The sequence below is a fragment of the Erysipelatoclostridium sp. AM42-17 genome (assembly GCF_003480255.1).
Taxonomy (GTDB): domain Bacteria; phylum Bacillota_I; class Bacilli_A; order Erysipelotrichales; family Coprobacillaceae; genus Faecalibacillus.
This window is the reverse complement of record NZ_QUIN01000005.1, coordinates 43,829-60,328: the sequence shown is the minus strand read 5'-3', so window position 1 is coordinate 60,328 and position 16,500 is coordinate 43,829. Positions and strand designations below refer to the sequence as shown.

Below are 16,500 nucleotides of genomic sequence, written 5' to 3'. Positions count from 1 at the left end.
TTAAACTCTTTCTAATTGTGGTGCTTTAATGTCTTCTAAAATACTTTGTAAAATTTTATCAGCATCAATTCCTTCAACTCTTGCTTGTGGTTTTAAAATAAGACGATGAGCACAAACATCTTTAAAAATAGCTTGTACATCTTCAGGGTTGACATATGTTCTTTCTTTAATAATAGCGTGCGCTTTAGCCATTTGTGTAAGAGCCAAAACACCACGTGGTGAAACACCTAATTCAACGTAGGGTGATTTTCTTGTTTCTTCACATAAGCGAATGAGATATTTTAAAACATCATCTTGTATATGGATCGAAGTTAAGTAATTTTGTACTTCCATCATATCTTCTTTAGAAGCGACGGGTTGAATATGATCCAAAGGATTATCATAACGATGTGCTTTAATAATATTCATTTGATGTTGTAAATCTGGATAACCAATGGATAAACGAATCATAAAACGGTCTAATTGAGACTCTGGTAATGGTTGCGTTCCTGCTGCCCCATATGGGTTTTGTGTTGCTATACAAATAAAAGGATAAGGCAAATCATAAGTTATTCCATCAACAGTTACACGTTTTTCTTCCATTGCTTCAAGTAAGGCTGCTTGCGTCTTTGGTGAAGTACGATTTATTTCATCAGCTAATAATAAGTTACAATGAACAGCTCCAGGTCGATATTCAAAATTATTTGTTTTATTATTTAAAATAGAAAAACCAGTAATATCAGAAGGTAATGTATCCGTAGTAAACTGAATTCTTTTATAGTCCATACCTAAAGCCTTAGAAAAAGCTAAGGCTAATGTTGTTTTACCAGTACCAGGACTATCTTCTAACAAAATATGACCTCCAGCATAAATAGTCATTAAAACTTTTTCTATAATATCATCTTTCCCTATAAATGCTTTCGCTACTTCTTTAATAATATATCTTGATTGTTCAATAATCATTCTATTTCCCCCTCATTACTTTCCTCTTCATTATTTTCTACCTGACTATTTTGATTTGTTTCAGTTTCTTGATTTTCATCTGGTTTGGAAGATTCTTGATTTTCTGGTACAGATTCTTCAACAGGTACTTGTGGTACAACTTGTTGATCATTATCTGGTTGTTGATTAGTTTGTGGTTTATAACCAAACATGATTTGTAACATAGAAACAGCTTCATTTAATTTATCCATATCATCAGGAAAGAAAAGTTCATTTCCAAAAGGAACGCCAGCAAATAAATATTTCCAACTTTCAATATAAATTTCTTCATTGCCAGCTGCGCTATTTTGAAGTAATATTTTTATATTTTCTTGAGATATATGAGAATTAAATGAAAATGGTAAAGTTGGTGTATTAACCCATAAATCTATAATTTGATCAGAATTAAAGACAACTTCTTTTAAAGTATCTGTTCCATAAAAGGCATCAGTATCTATAGAAGAACTCCAAATCCATGAGTATTCTTGTGGGAAAATAACTTTTTCAATTTGAGTATTCGCAAAAGCACCTCCAAATACTTTAGCTAAGCCATCAGGCAATTCTAATGTTCCAGATAATTTTGTATTTTCAAAAGCTTTCGCATCAATAAAATATCCAAGCGAATAAACATGAAGATCAATTTGAGTAATCGGAACATCTTTAAAAGCGCCTTCTAATATTTCAATAACATTTTCTTGAGTCGCTATATGACCATGAACAGTTGTTGTTGCAGCATATAAATAATAGGCTGAAGTACTTCCTTCCCAATCACCATAAAGAATATAGCCTCCACCTTGATAATCGCAAAAATAATGATCACTAAAATTGACATTAACTAATTCAGGATAGCCCTCATTATTTTGAGGAACATACATTAATAAATGACATGTTGGATTATAGTTATTTTCAAATTGAGCCACGTTAGCATTAAATACAACAAATCTTAAATCTCCTGTGTTACTTCCGTTTATCTCTAATCCACCTTCTTCAACAACAATTTGATCTGTTGTATTAGAAACAATTCCTTCTAAAGAATGACATCCATAAAATGCATAGGCATCAATTTTATTTACACTCGCTGGTAGTTCTACATAAGTGAGTTGACTACAATTGCTAAAGGCATTTCTACCTATCTCATTGATTTCTATATCTGATAATGTTTGACTATTAAATTCTTTTAATGAACTAGGTGCATTAAGCAAAGTTGTAACTGTTTGATTATCTTCACTTGTTTTGATAATATCAAAGCCATTCTTTTCATAAAATTCAGATTTTGATTTTATAATTTGATTTTGATATTTTGACCATTGTTTTAAGTATTCTTCATATTGATTTTGTAAAACTTCTATTTTAGCGTCTTGATCTAATCCATCAAATGTATCGCTAGATATATGAGGAATCGTATTTGATAAAAATAATAATTCCTTAATATGACTATCTTTAAAAACTTCTTTACCAAATTTTAATGGAGTAGCATAAGGGAAGATGAGTCTTGATATTTTATCATTATCACTAAATGCATTATCTGCTATTGAAGTCACGGTATTAGGAATAATAATCGTACCTGAAGCCTCTGCCATCGTTCCTACTACTTTTGTATCGTTATCAGATAAAATTAAATCATTTTTAACTTCATAATCACTGAAATCTAGCGTTTCACCATATAAAAATACATTATGGGCATTACTATAACCGTAACGATAATAATCTAAATAGTATTTATCTTTTACATTGATTGTTGTAAACATAGATTGAATTTGACTTAAAAAACTTGTATCTTTAATTTTTAATGGTCCATCAAAATAAAGAGACCATACACATGGATAAACCTCTTTAATGTCTTTTACTGATTCAGGTATCGAAATTTCATCATGACATGGCATATAAATGATGGTTTCTTGGTTTTTATCCATAAGCAAGCCATCAAAAGAACTGTATTGTTCATTACGATGATCTACTTTAAATTGACCATTTACATTTAAAGTCGTTGTTTTAAAATCAACTTTATTGATACTAGAAGAAATATAAAAATCACCATTTACATCAATAGTCTGATTTTCCTCTAAACAAATCTCATCAATACTACTAGGAATTGATATATCATCATAGGTTCTTTCACCATCTATTCCAGTCAGTACATAATGATATAGCAATCCACTTCTTTTTAACTCTACTTCAAATCCTGCAGGAATATCTTCTAATTCTAAAGGGTAAAGTTCAACTCTTCCTTTTTGATTTGTAGAATATTGATGTGCTAAAGGTTCACTATCTTTTTTATTTGACCATCCTGAAAACAACTTAGATACAGAGGATTGATCATCAATCATGACATTATAATATTTTCTTAAGTCTTCACTTTGTCCTTCCTTTAAATAAAAGTGTCCTGCTTCTTGATTATCATAATTAAGTAAAGTAACACGTGTATCATATTCTATTTTAAAAGTATGCTTTGCTTCTTGCCATGGTGCATTTACATTTTCTCTAAAACGAAAAGTAGCTGTGAAATCACCAGTAACAATTGTTGGATAATCCACAATTTCAAAGCAATCAGATAATTCAGTAATTCGATAAACCGGTGTATCACCATCTAATACATAAACAACAGAATTACATAATAACTTCCAAGGTGTGATAACACATCCATAATAAAGTGGATCTACTATATCGACCATATCCATTACTGATTCATAATTTGGATTAAAAGTATAACCTTTTGTTGAAGTAGTCGGCTTAAAAGCAGAAACAACACCGATGCTTGAAAAAGGATCATCTGGTAATTGATACTGCGTATCTTTATCAACATAATCATCTTTTTTGGTTGTGTCATTTCCATTATTCGATTGACCATTATTACTTCCATTACCACTACTACCATTATTGGCTATATCCCCAGGTATGATAATCGTCCCGTTTTCTCCTGGAACTAAAATAGTTGAGCCTGATCCAGTACCACCCACTGTTGATTGACTACCACTACTATTAATAAGATAATTAGGGTTTTGATTACTTGTAAATGGTTGAGCAGCATTTTGGAATAAATAACCTGATTGATTATCTTGATTATTCATTGCATCATTTGACTGATTATTATTTTTATAAATATCTTGGTTCCCATTTTGATTTTGATCTAGTGTTTGTTGTTGATGATTAAAAACAACTTGATTTCCCTTAAAAGACTGATTACTTAAAGCGTTCGGATTAAAAACTAATCCATTTTGATAAAGATGATATGCAGAAAAGGCACATGAAAGAGAAATAACACTAGAAACAATAATTTTAGATGTATTTTTAGGATTAAATTTCATATTCATCACCTCTTCCATTAAAAAAATCTTCTAATTCTTCAGCCATTTGCTCAAAATCAATTGGTTTTGAAAAATGACCATTCATGCCAATTTTTTTAGAATAACGCTTATTTTCAACATAAGCATCTGCTGATAAAGCAAAAATAGGTACAGTTTTAGCATCTTGTCGTGCTAATTTTCTTATTTCTTGTGTTGCTTGATAACCATCCATTTCCGGCATATGAATATCCATTAAAATAAAGTCATAATAACCAGGATGATGATTCTCAAATTGTTCTATAGCTTGTTTTCCTGTCTGAACATGTTCTACATAAGCACCTTTTTGTTCAAGAACACTTAAACAAATTTCTGCGTTAATTTCATTATCTTCAGCTAATAAAATAGTCTTACCTGCATAAGTAAAAGGAATATGTTCCTTACCAACCTGTGGTTTATCTTCTATTTCTACTTGATTACTTGCGATTGGTAAATCTAAAAAGACTGTAAAGTCTGTTCCTTGTCCTTGTAAGCTTTCAACAATAATTTCTCCACCCATTAATCTTACGAGTTGATCAGTAATAGCCATTCCTAACCCTGAACCACCATAGTTTTTACTAATTTCAGCATTTTCTTGTTCAAATGGTTTGAATAAATAATAAATAAAATCTCTTTTCATTCCTTTTCCAGTATCGTGTACTTTCATCATAAAATTAATATTATCTTTTGCTCGATACATTTGTCTAAAAGTAACTTTTATTTCTCCATGTTCAGTAAACTTATAAGCATTGGAAACAAGATTAACTAATATTTGCATAATGCGTAATTCATCACCCATGACATAACGAACATCAAAATCATGATATTCAATGTTAAACTGAATATTTTTTTCTTCAATCATTTTTCTAAATATTGTATTAAGTTGTGATTCAAATTGGTAAATATCTATTGGTTTAACTGCTAATTCTAATTTACCTGCTTCCATTCTAGAAATATCTAAAACTTCATTAATTAATGATAATAAATATTGAGATATTTCTTGTGCTTTATGAATATGATAAGCAGCTTGACCATCTTGACTTACATCATGGTTAGCAAGTGTCAACATACCAATAATCCCATTCATAGGTGTTCTAATTTCATGAGACATTTTAGACAAAAAAGTTGCTTTATAGTCGCTGACTTCATTTGCTCGAACAAGTTGTTGTTTTAAATCATTGATTTCATTTTGATACTTCGTATCATCTCTAAATGAAAGAATCGTGTATTTTTTGTCCTTTGTTATACTTATCGTCAATGTAAAATACTGTTCTGTTCCTTTTTGTTTAAACAAATAAGAAAAAGCGTCTTGATGATTCCACTTTTCAATCCCCTTTTCTAGAGTATATCTATCTTCTTGATTAATGATATTTTCTAAATAATCAACATCATTCTTTAATAAAGATAAATCAACATGAAAAGTATCATCAAACCCATCACTTACCATGATAATTTTAAAATCTTTATTTCTTAATAATATATATTTTTGGCTTTGCTCTTGCTTAAAAATACGACTATAAATATCCTTAACCTGCTTTTCACCACTTCTAAGGTGAAAGAAATGCCATACTAAAATATCAATCGCTAAAACAATAACAACAATAATTATGACAAAAAAGAATATGTTTTGCCCATTTTTTGCAAAATACACAAAAAAATCACTCATTATATTTACCTCATTCCATCACATCTTACCTATATTATATGAAAAAAGCCTACCCTATAGCAAGTAAGCATCAAAATATGAAAAAAGGATTGTGTCAATTGACCACAATCCTTTGTATTTTATTCAACTACATCATGACAACGATGGCATAATTCGCCTTCCATTTCATCTTCATCAAAGTAATTCCAACAACGTGGACATTGATGACCATGGAATTTTTCAACTTGAATATAGCTTGTATCATATTCAGGTAATTCTTTATTATCACTTAATTGTACTTTAGCAACAATAAATAATTGTTTTAAATCATCTGCAAGTTGAGCAACATCTTGGTAACCTTCTTTTAAAGTTAAAGTTACTTTTGCTTCCATATTTGATTTAATAACTTGATCATTTCTTAATCCTTCAAGAGCTCTTAAAACATCTTTTCTCACATCTAAGAATTTGTCAAAATAAGCAAGTACCTCTTCTTCTTGAGGAATATCAAATAATTGATATTTAGGTTCTAGGAAGACACTTTCTGCTTTGTTTTCATCACATGTGAAGTTATCATGTAATTCTTCACTTGTAAAGACTAAGACTGTTGATAATAATTTCATCATTGTTTTAGCATGATGATATAAAACTGTTTGTACTTGTCTTCTTCTTAAAGCATCAGCTTTTTCAATATAAAGAATATCTTTAGTAAAGTCCATATAGAATGAACTTAATGTATTTGTAAAGTAATTTAAGATTTCTTGGTTTGCACTAGCAAAATCATAATTATTGTAAGCTTCATCATAAGCTTTCATTAATTGATTTAATTTAGCTAACATATATTGATCAACACCAGGTAAATCTTTAATATCTACTAAATCACTTTCTTTAAAATCATTTAAGTTACCTAATACAAATCTCATTGTATTTCTAATCTTACGATATCCTTCAGCAATTTGTTTCATGATTTCATCAGAAATACGAACATCTTGTTGGTAAGCAACTGAAGTAGCCCAAAGTCTAACAATATCAGCACCATATTGGTTAACTAATTTAATTGGATCAACTGTATTACCTAATGATTTAGACATTTTATTTCCTTTACCATCTAAAACAAACCCATGAGAAAGAACTGTTTTATATGGTGCTCTACCATGAACTGCAGTACCAATAATTAATGATGAGTTAAACCATCCACGATATTGGTCACTACCTTCAAAGTATAAATCAACAGGATAATCAAATCCTCTTTCTTTCATACATCCAGTATGTGAAGATCCAGAATCAAACCATACATCCATAATATCTTTTTCCTTTTTAAAGATACCATTTGGTGAATGTTCATTTGTGTATCCTTCAGGTAATAAGAATTTTTCATCTTTTTCAAACCAAATATTTGAACCATGTTCTCTGAATAATTCAGAAATACGTTTAAATACAGCTTCATCCATAACTGGAGTTCCATCTTCACAATAGAAAATTGGAATTGGTACACCCCAAGTTCTTTGACGTGAAATACACCAGTCTCCACGATCTTTAATCATATTATAAATACGAATATGACCCCATTCATTTAACCATTGAACATGATCAATTTCATTTAATAATTTATCTCTAATTTTATCAACTGAACAGAACCATTGATCTGTTGCTCTAAAGATAATAGGTTTTTTAGTACGCCAATCATGTGGATAACTATGGGTAATGAATTCAAGTTTTAATAAAACACCTAATTCATCTAATTTCATCGTTACTGTTTTATTGGCATCATCAACATATTGTCCTGCAAGCCATTCACCGCAATCTTCCATCATACGTCCATGTTCATCAACATTACAGTAAATATCTAATCCATATTTTTGACCTACAATAAAGTCGTCCATACCAAATCCAGGAGCAGTATGAACACAACCAGTACCCGCATCAGCAGTAACATGTTCTCCTAAAATAACTAATGATTCACGATCATATAAAGGATGTTGACATGTGATCATTTCTAGGTCGCTACCTTTAAATCTTTGTAAGATTTCTTTTTCTTGTAAACCAAATTTTCCCCATAATGAATCCACTAATTCTTCTAATACAACTAATTTACCTTTTTCACTTTGAACAAGTGCATAAGTATAATTAGGATTTAAACAAATAGCAAGGTTAGCAGGAATTGTCCATGGTGTTGTTGTCCAAATAACAAAACTTGTATCTTGATCTAAAATACCTTTACCATCTTTTACTTGGAATTTAACAAAGATTGTTGGACTCTTTACATCATGATATTCTACTTCTGCTTCAGCAAGTGCTGATTCACTAGATGGTGACCAATATACTGGTTTTAATCCTTTATAGATTAATCCATCCATCGCCATTTTAGCAAAAACATCAATTTGATTTGCTTCAAATTCTGGTAATAAAGTCAAATAAGGATGTTTATAATCTGCAAATGTTCCCATACGGATACATTGTTCCATTTGTTTTTTAACTTGTTCATGTGCATAAACATCACATTTTTTTCTAAAGTCGGCTGTAGACATTTCTTTACGGTTAACCCCTAATTTTTGAATTGCATTTTCAATAGGTAAACCATGAGTATCCCAACCTGGAATATAAGGTGTATAAAAACCATTCATGTTTTTATAACGACAAATAACATCTTTAATTACTTTATTTAACATATGTCCCATATGCATATTTCCATTTGCATAAGGAGGACCATCATGAAAAATAAAACTTTCTTTTCCTTCGTTTTGTTGAATTACTTTGTTATACATGTCTGTTTCTTGCCAGCGTTCAACGTATTTAGGTTCTTTTTTAGGCAAGTTTCCACGCATTTCAAAGCTTGTTTTTGGCATTAATAATGTGTCTTTGTAATTCATTGTTTTCTCCCTTTCCAAAATAAAAAAACACATCATCCTAAGGACGATGTGATCGCGGTACCACCTTAATTCGTATTTTCATACGCACTCTATCTTAACGCGATTAACGGCGACTTCTACTTGATTCAAAGTGCTACTCCAGAGTGATTCATTATAACGCTCATTACTGATTTTCACCAACCATCAGTTCTCTACAAACTCCTGTTATAAACTGTCTCCTTCATCGTATTTATCATTTTTTAGATCTTCATTTATTAAGTTATAAACTTCAGAATGATCAATTGACTCAAGGATATCTTTTGACATCTGTTCAACTGAAGCTCTAAATCGAATAGCTTGTGATTTAAAATCACTCATTTCATCAGATAATGATCGAACATATTCTAATGATTCGCTCAGTATCATATTAGCATTCTTTTTCGCTTTGTCAATAAGTTCACTCGCTTCTTTTAATGCTAAACGGGCAATTTCTTCATTGGTCTGTTCTTGAATATTGACACGATGTTGTAATAAAGAATTTTGTTCTTTTAAATGTTGATATTGTTCGTTAAGACTTGTTAACTGACTTTCAAGATCTTGTATTTGTTTTTGATTAGATTCTAATAAAGCATCTACAGTATTGATGTCATAACCTCTAAACTGCTTTTTAATATCACTCATCGTATCACTCCTTATTTATAAAAATATCCCTCTACTACGTAATTATTTGATCTCGTTTGTCTATGACAATCTACAAACTTGACTCTTCCATGCCCTTTAAAGGATATTATATCACTATTATTACACAAATAATTTATTTGTTCAACCGGTTTATGATTAACTTTTACATAACCTGCTCTTATATAATCTGCTGCTTTGGTCCTAGGAATTTTATAAAAGCTAGATATAATTTTATCTAATCTTAAAGATGAAACAATAAAAGATTTAACAAGATATTGATTTTGAATTTCTACAGGGTCAGTATAAACATGTAAATGGACATGACTATGTTTAATAGTTGTTAAATTAGCACTTAAATAGGGATATAGATTTTTTTCAATCGCAATATAAAATCCATCTTGTTGACTTGCTATATCGCCAAATAATTCTCTTTTAATACCAAGTGACATCACTGCTCCTAAGACATCTCGATGTGTTAATTTTTCAAATTTTTGTTGGTATTGAATTTGCAACACAATAATTTCAAAATCATCTTTTTCTATTTCATAGAAATCAGGAGCAATAATCATTCTTTGACTTTCATTATTTAAAAAGCCACCAAAAGCTAAAACTTGCAGTTCATCACTTTGACCGATAATACTTCTTACAATTGATTGATGATAAGGATCTAGAAAAGAGGTAAGAATAAGTCTTTGTTTATAAAGGGCTTGGTCTTTATATTCAAGTACTTTTTTAACAAAAACTTCTTCACCTTTAAAATGTTCTAACATGAAAAAGAGTATTAGCTAAGCTAATACACTATTCTTCAATTTCATCTTCATCTAAATCAATTGTTCCAGCAACCCCAATATTACGAGGTGTACATAAGAAAATTTTAGGTCCAATTCTTTGAATATCACCTTCGATTGCATAGATAACACCACTTAAGAAATCAACAACACGTTTTGCTTGATCTTTTTGTAAACGATGTAAATTCACAACGGCTGCTTTCTTTTGTTTTAAATAATTAGCAATTTCTTGAGTTTCCCCATATGCACGAGGTTCAAATAAAACTAAATGACTATCTTTATTAGCGTTTAAAGCTTTAACAGCTTCACTTGCTTTTGAAAATTTTGCTTGTTCAAATAAACTTGTTTTTGGATCAGTATCGACTTCTGTTTCCCCATATTCTTCAGTTTCGTCGCCTTCTTCTTCAAAAAACCATCTTTTTACTTTATCCATGAAGTGCTCCTCCTTTATGTTTACTTCTACATTATATCACAAGACACAAATAATAAAAAGGTGTCACATTTCAATATTTACAAGAATCACATCCCCACCAAATGATAAAACACATTCAACTGGAATAATGAGACAAGGTGGTTCTTTAAAAAAACAAAAAAAACGAAAAATATTCATTTTTTCAACAATAATTGCTTCAATACATTTACTGCTCCAACATATCTCTATATCACTCACATACCCAATTTTTTTACCATCACAGACATTTACAACTTCTTTTGTTTGCATTTTAACAAATCGCATGATATCACCAATACAAAATATGCTTTAATTCAACATTTTATGTAACAATTCTATCGCCTTTTTTTCTATTCTCGATACTTGTGCTTGAGAAATATTCATTTCTCTTGCGATTTCACTTTGTGACATACCTAAAAAATACCTTTGATTAATAATTTTTCTTTGTTTTACATTTAATTGATTTAAAGCATTCATTAAATCTAAATGACTATGATAAAGCTGCATTTGTTGAGGATTTAAAGTAATAGAATCTACTAACTTTAAATCATCTTCATCATTTGATAATTGATCTTCTAAAGAAGAAACATGATGGGTTGATAGTAAAGCATCAATAATATCATTTCGAGAAACATGTAAATGTTGTACTAATTGATCTATAGTCGGTTCTTTTTGATGATAAGTTATATATTCATCTTTATATTTTAATACTTTATAGGCTAAGTCTTTTAATGTTCTCGATACCCTTATAGGGGCATTATCTCTTAAAAAGCGTTTCATTTCTCCAATAATTAAAGGGACAGCATAAGTTGAAAACTGTAATTGATAGCTTGTATCAAAATGATCAATAGCTTTGATTAAACCAATGATGCCAACTTGAAATAAATCCTGTGAAAATTCACTTTTTTGATAGAAACGTTTCGTCATTGATATGACTAATTTTAAATTATCAATGACGAGACGTTCTTTAATCATTGGATCATGATTTTCTTGGTATTGATCAATCAGTGTATACGTTTCTTTCGTTGTCAATTTGTCAAGTTCAGGCACATTTTGTAAATAAATTTGTCCATTCATTATCATCACCAATCATATTTTGAGCCTTTTTGACAATTCTATACTTTTATTTTGTTTCGTTATAATTTAATTGTTGTCTTAATTTTTTGATAATTTTCTTTTCTAAACGAGAAATATAAGATTGTGATATTCCCATTAATGAAGCGACATCTTTTTGAGTAAGTTCATCTTGGTTACTTAAGCCATATCTTAAAATCAAAATTTCTTTTTCTCGATCATTGAGATCTTTTAAAGCATCATAAAACATCTTTTTTTGATCACTTTTTAAAATTTCTTGTTCTATTAAATCATCATCAGTTCCAACAATATCACTTAGTAAAAGTTCATTACCATCATAATCAACATTTAAAGGTTCATCTAAAGATATTTCATATCTTAATTTATTATTTTTTCTTAAAAACATTAAAATTTCATTTTCAATACAACGTGATGCATAAGTAGCAAGCTTAATATTTTTATCACTTTTAAAAGTATTGATTGCTTTAACTAATCCTATCGTACCAATGCTTATTAAATCCTCAATATGACCTGAATTATTATGATCATATCTTTTAGCCACATAAACAACTAACCGTAAATTATGTTCAATTAGCTGATCTCTTGCATATAAGTCACCTTGTTCTGCTTTTAAAATCATGTCTAATTCTTCTTTTCCTTTAAGCGGTGCCGGTAAGATATCACGATGACCAATATAATATAAAAATGTATGATGATTTATTAATTCCCTAAGCCATTTCCACATCATAAGATTCCTCCCATCAATTGTTTATTTAATAAACAATCATATTGAATCTGACTTATTATGCCTGCATAAATATGATTTAATCGTTGATGATTAATAGTAAGTGTATCAATCATAATAATTTCTATCTCTAAATGGGTTGGTGAAGTAATCAGCAAATGATCAATAACCTGATATTCTTTTAAGATTTCTTTTTTTATAATAATTAAAGGAAACCCATGATAATAAGTCTCATTTCCAGTATCTAAAAAACCTGTTATTTGGTATTGATGATGAAGATACTCCATTTTCATTTGATAACAAAAACGTTGATTCGTTAATTTCTTTTTCAAATAAAAACAATATATTCCTTGAATCATAGAAAAAAACAAACCAACCACAAATAAACTCATTGCATAATAAGTAGTGGGAATAATCAAGATGCTATGATATATAAAACCATCTTCAACAAGTTCTTTTATAAAATATAAAACAGAAAAATAGAGAGTTAAAAAAGTAGGATAATATAAAAAAAGTTGTTTTTTAAATAAAAAAGCAAATATGATAAGCCATATTATTAAGGGGACAATTTTATATAAATCAATATATATCATCATTAATGAGAGATTACATATAAAACTATAGCCACATATTCTTTTAAAAGACCAATTTAAATTTAATAACATGATCATCATTTCAAAAACAATCATTAAAACAATTAAATTAATCAAGTAGGTAATTTCTATATATACATCCATCTTGACACCCCTTATTATCATAGCTTGATTGTAATAAAAAGGATGTCGTATTAAAGATAGAATATTAAAATTCATTTACTTAAAAAGCATTCCAAATTGGAATGCCTTCTTTTTAGTTCGCATTTTTTCAATGTTACATTAAATTGGTAGCGTACACCGCTTTTTTAGTTCCCACTTGGTTATGGTGGGGTACACCGCTTTTTTAGCTCCCACTTAGTTATGGTAGGGTACACCGCTTTTTGATGGAAAACCACCTACAGTCAGTATATTACCATAACGGAAAAATAATTCAATATTCAAATAATGAATATGATCGTTTGCCTTTATTCTTTATCCACTTCAACAAGATAACATTGTTTTTTATGAAAAGAGATACCATATCCTTTTACATTTGGATATCCATCATTAATCACTTCATCCATATATCTTTGTTCAACGATTTGTTTTGCCCCTTCTTTTGCATCTTTAATCAAGTCTTTCACTCGACTAGAATGTTTACATTCTAATATAAGTGCTATTTGAAATATTTGTCTTGGTAATATGCATATATCAAACCGTCCATTCATTGCTTCTCTATTTGATTTTAACATCTTTCCACTAAATAATCCTACTAAAAATCCATGATAGAAACTTTCCTCGTTATCATAATAACTAATACTTCTAGATAAAATATCATTTAACAATTCATTTGCTTCTCGTATTTGACCATTCATAAGCATTTGATAAAGTTCATTCTTTCTACTGCTTGTATAGTCTTCAAAATAACTCATAAATGACTGTTTATAAATTTCATAGACTTCTTTATTAGGAATCACTAATTGATACTGATTTTCTCCTAAATTCTTAATGACTTTTAAATATCCTGTAAGTAATAAAAAACTGTATACATTATTAATATTATCCATTTCTCGATATGTCAGTTCTGGTTTAATATACTTCGTTAATGCATGTCCTTGAATAAGTTGTTCAAATTCATTATGAAGTTCATCATCACCATTTTGAATATAATTGATTACCAAGTCATTACTGCTCGTATTAGCCCAAAATGATGCAGGTTTGAAACAAGCATCATATATCTTGTTTTTTACATAAGTTAGCGTACTCCATGGATTGTATATTTCTAAATTTCCAAACAAATAGCCATCATACCATTCTTTAACTTCGTCCATATACGAAGATAAGTGATAGTCTTTTAATAACTGTTTCACTTCTCTTTCAGTAAAACCAAAATATTCATTACTGATATTATTTAAAATAGAATAAGAACTAAAATTATTTAATCCCGTAAAGATACTTTCTTTAGAAATACGTAAACATCCGGTCATAATCCCCTTTTCTAAGGCATCGTTTGTTTTTAAAGCCATCGAAAAGACATTTCTTAAAAAGTTAACCATATCCTCATAGTAGTTGTTTTGATAAGCTGATTGTAATGGAACATCATATTCATCAATAAGAATGATGACTTTTTGATGATAATATTTACGAAGATAATATGAAATGTTAAATAATGCACTTTCTAATTCATCATCACACATTTTATTATCAACATATCTTTGAAACAATTCTTTTTCAGAACCCAATAAATCATCACCATCAAGTAATTCAAGATAGTTTTTCGCACATAAACAAATAATTTCTTTAAATCTAATCATTTGTCCTTCATAAGAATTATTTTTCATATCTTTTAAAGAGATAAAAATAACAGGATATTGATTTTGATGCTTTAGTGCATCTTTGTTTTTTGAAATATTTAAGTTATCAAACAAATAAGCATTTTCTTTTTCTTTGATAGAAAAGAAATAATAAAGCATCGACATATTAAGAGTCTTACCAAATCTTCTTGGTCTAGTATATAAAACAACCTGTTCATTTAAAACATTACTTATAAGATCTGTTTTATCTACATAGTATGCATCTTTGTCAATCATGTCTTTAAAGTTTTCAATTCCTGTAGGGACTAATTTCATACAATCAACTCTCTTTCCTATTTGTATTATACCCTATGTATTTATTCCTTTTCAATTCATAAATATGCGTCTTTTCCTCACAACTAAAAAGAGCAATACTTATTGCCCCTTTGATTCATAACTAATATATGATGGTAAAAACATATACGTATCATCATTGATTTTAATATCTTGATATTGTAAAACATAACATAGTCCAGATATAAAATCTAATGCTCTTTTAATAACATTGTCGTTAAAAGTACAGACAATAATTTTATGATTTTTAAAATCATCACCAATACTATCTAATTGATCTATATTATTCACATTCCATCGTACAACTTCATTTTTGATTTGATGACTCTCTTGTTGATTATCTTCGCCACTTTCATCAAATAACCAGCTTTTTATATTTTCTAGCATATCTTTCACCTCAACATTATTGTACCTTAAATTTTAAGAAATGTTCACTAAAAAAATAAATTAAGCAAAAACCAGAGTAAAAACTCTGGTCTATTTTGATTCAATGATAGCATCCATTACACTATTTCTAAAAGATCCTCTTTCAAGTGCTTTTACACCTTTAATCGTAATCCCACCTGGTGAACATACCTGATCTTTTAAAACACCTGGATGTAGTTTTGTTTCTTTAACCATATCAGCACTTCCAAGTACCATTTGACTTGCAAGACGATAAGCAAGATCTCTTGGTAATCCTTGCAAAACAGCACCATCAGCCAAAGCTTCAATAAACATATAAACAAATGCCGGACCACAACCAGTTAAAGCACCAGCTCCTACCATGTAATGATTTTCAATTACTTCTACTTCTCCGATACTTTCAAACATCTTACAAGCAAAATCGAATTCTTCTTTTGTAAGTGAATTTGTTTTTTCAAACAATGTCATCCCTTGTAACACTTTTGCAGGTGTATTTGGCATAATTGTAAGATGATGTGTCCCTGGCATTAATTGTTCATAACGATCATAGCTATAACCTGATACAATTGAAATAATTGGTTTGTTGCCAACATCATTTTTAATTTTATCCATTACTGATTCTACAACCTGTGGTTTAACTGCCATAACAATCACATCACATGTTTTAACAATTTCAAGTTCACTTTTCGTTGGATTAATTTGATAATTTTGTTTCATTTGATCAAGTTTTGTTTGATCAATATCATACGCATAAACAAGATTTCCTTCAATAAACCCACTTTTTACAATACCACTGGCAATTGCTCCAGCCATATTCCCCATTCCTATAAATCCTACTGTTTTCATTAATATATCCCCCTTTT

General features: G+C 29.4%; 14 protein-coding genes and 1 other annotated feature. All 14 genes read right to left on the bottom strand.

Annotated elements, in window-relative coordinates:
• The 14 genes from DW911_RS03475 to proC all read right to left on the bottom strand — a co-directional run bounded on the left by DW911_RS03475 (nt 1) and on the right by proC (nt 16,483).
• Complete coding sequence (locus tag DW911_RS03475; RefSeq protein ID WP_118431576.1) at nt 1-942, bottom strand: AAA family ATPase; 942 nt, start codon at nt 940-942, stop codon at nt 1-3.
• Nucleotides 939-4,265, bottom strand: a complete 3,327-nt coding sequence (locus DW911_RS03470; RefSeq protein ID WP_158575434.1) for a leucine-rich repeat protein — start codon at nt 4,263-4,265, stop codon at nt 939-941. The genes DW911_RS03475 and DW911_RS03470 overlap by 4 nt, the downstream gene beginning before the upstream one ends.
• Nucleotides 4,255-5,946: an ATP-binding protein gene (locus DW911_RS03465; protein WP_118607468.1), complete on the bottom strand. Its 1,692-nt coding sequence runs from the start codon at nt 5,944-5,946 to the stop codon at nt 4,255-4,257. The genes DW911_RS03470 and DW911_RS03465 overlap by 11 nt, the downstream gene beginning before the upstream one ends.
• A gap of 119 nt (nt 5,947-6,065) precedes the next feature.
• Nucleotides 6,066-8,792 carry an isoleucine--tRNA ligase gene (gene ileS, locus DW911_RS03460; RefSeq protein ID WP_118431582.1) on the bottom strand — a complete coding sequence of 909 codons (2,727 nt, stop codon included), beginning with the start codon at nt 8,790-8,792 and terminating at the stop codon, nt 6,066-6,068.
• A 36-nt stretch (nt 8,793-8,828) separates the two neighbouring features.
• Nucleotides 8,829-9,025, bottom strand: a binding site (T-box leader).
• Nucleotides 8,997-9,452 carry a DivIVA domain-containing protein gene (locus DW911_RS03455; RefSeq protein WP_118431584.1) on the bottom strand — a complete coding sequence of 152 codons (456 nt, stop codon included), beginning with the start codon at nt 9,450-9,452 and terminating at the stop codon, nt 8,997-8,999. Its footprint overlaps the feature before it by 29 nt.
• An 11-nt stretch (nt 9,453-9,463) precedes the next feature.
• The gene (locus DW911_RS03450) at nt 9,464-10,222 is read right to left on the bottom strand and encodes a YlmH family RNA-binding protein (protein ID WP_118431586.1); all 759 of its coding nucleotides are present in this window, start codon (nt 10,220-10,222) and stop codon (nt 9,464-9,466) included.
• Nucleotides 10,223-10,250: 28 nt separating this feature from the next.
• Nucleotides 10,251-10,673, bottom strand: coding sequence for a cell division protein SepF (locus DW911_RS03445; protein ID WP_118431587.1), 423 nt, complete (start codon nt 10,671-10,673; stop codon nt 10,251-10,253).
• A gap of 63 nt (nt 10,674-10,736) precedes the next feature.
• Nucleotides 10,737-10,976, bottom strand: coding sequence for a YlmC/YmxH family sporulation protein (locus tag DW911_RS03440; RefSeq protein ID WP_118431589.1), 240 nt, complete (start codon nt 10,974-10,976; stop codon nt 10,737-10,739).
• Between the two features lie 24 nt (nt 10,977-11,000).
• Nucleotides 11,001-11,768 (bottom strand): sigma-70 family RNA polymerase sigma factor, encoded by a 768-nt coding sequence (locus DW911_RS03435; RefSeq protein ID WP_118431591.1) that lies wholly within the window; start codon nt 11,766-11,768, stop codon nt 11,001-11,003.
• A gap of 46 nt (nt 11,769-11,814) precedes the next feature.
• Nucleotides 11,815-12,513: an RNA polymerase sporulation sigma factor SigK gene (sigK, locus tag DW911_RS03430; RefSeq protein WP_442896705.1), complete on the bottom strand. Its 699-nt coding sequence runs from the start codon at nt 12,511-12,513 to the stop codon at nt 11,815-11,817.
• A complete protein-coding gene (locus DW911_RS03425; protein ID WP_158568161.1) occupies nt 12,510-13,247 on the bottom strand; it encodes a sigma-E processing peptidase SpoIIGA in 738 nt (245 codons plus the stop codon). Before DW911_RS03425 ends, sigK begins: the two co-directional genes overlap by 4 nt.
• 323 nt (nt 13,248-13,570) lie before the next feature.
• Nucleotides 13,571-15,214, bottom strand: coding sequence for an AAA family ATPase (locus DW911_RS03420; RefSeq protein ID WP_118431595.1), 1,644 nt, complete (start codon nt 15,212-15,214; stop codon nt 13,571-13,573).
• 99 nt (nt 15,215-15,313) lie between these two features.
• On the bottom strand, nt 15,314-15,619 hold the full coding sequence (gene sepF / locus DW911_RS03415; RefSeq protein WP_118607467.1) for a cell division protein SepF: 306 nt from the start codon (nt 15,617-15,619) through the stop codon (nt 15,314-15,316).
• Nucleotides 15,620-15,709: 90 nt separating this feature from the next.
• Complete coding sequence (gene proC / locus DW911_RS03410) at nt 15,710-16,483, bottom strand: pyrroline-5-carboxylate reductase (protein WP_118607466.1); 774 nt, start codon at nt 16,481-16,483, stop codon at nt 15,710-15,712.
• Nucleotides 16,484-16,500: the final 17 nt, after the last annotated feature.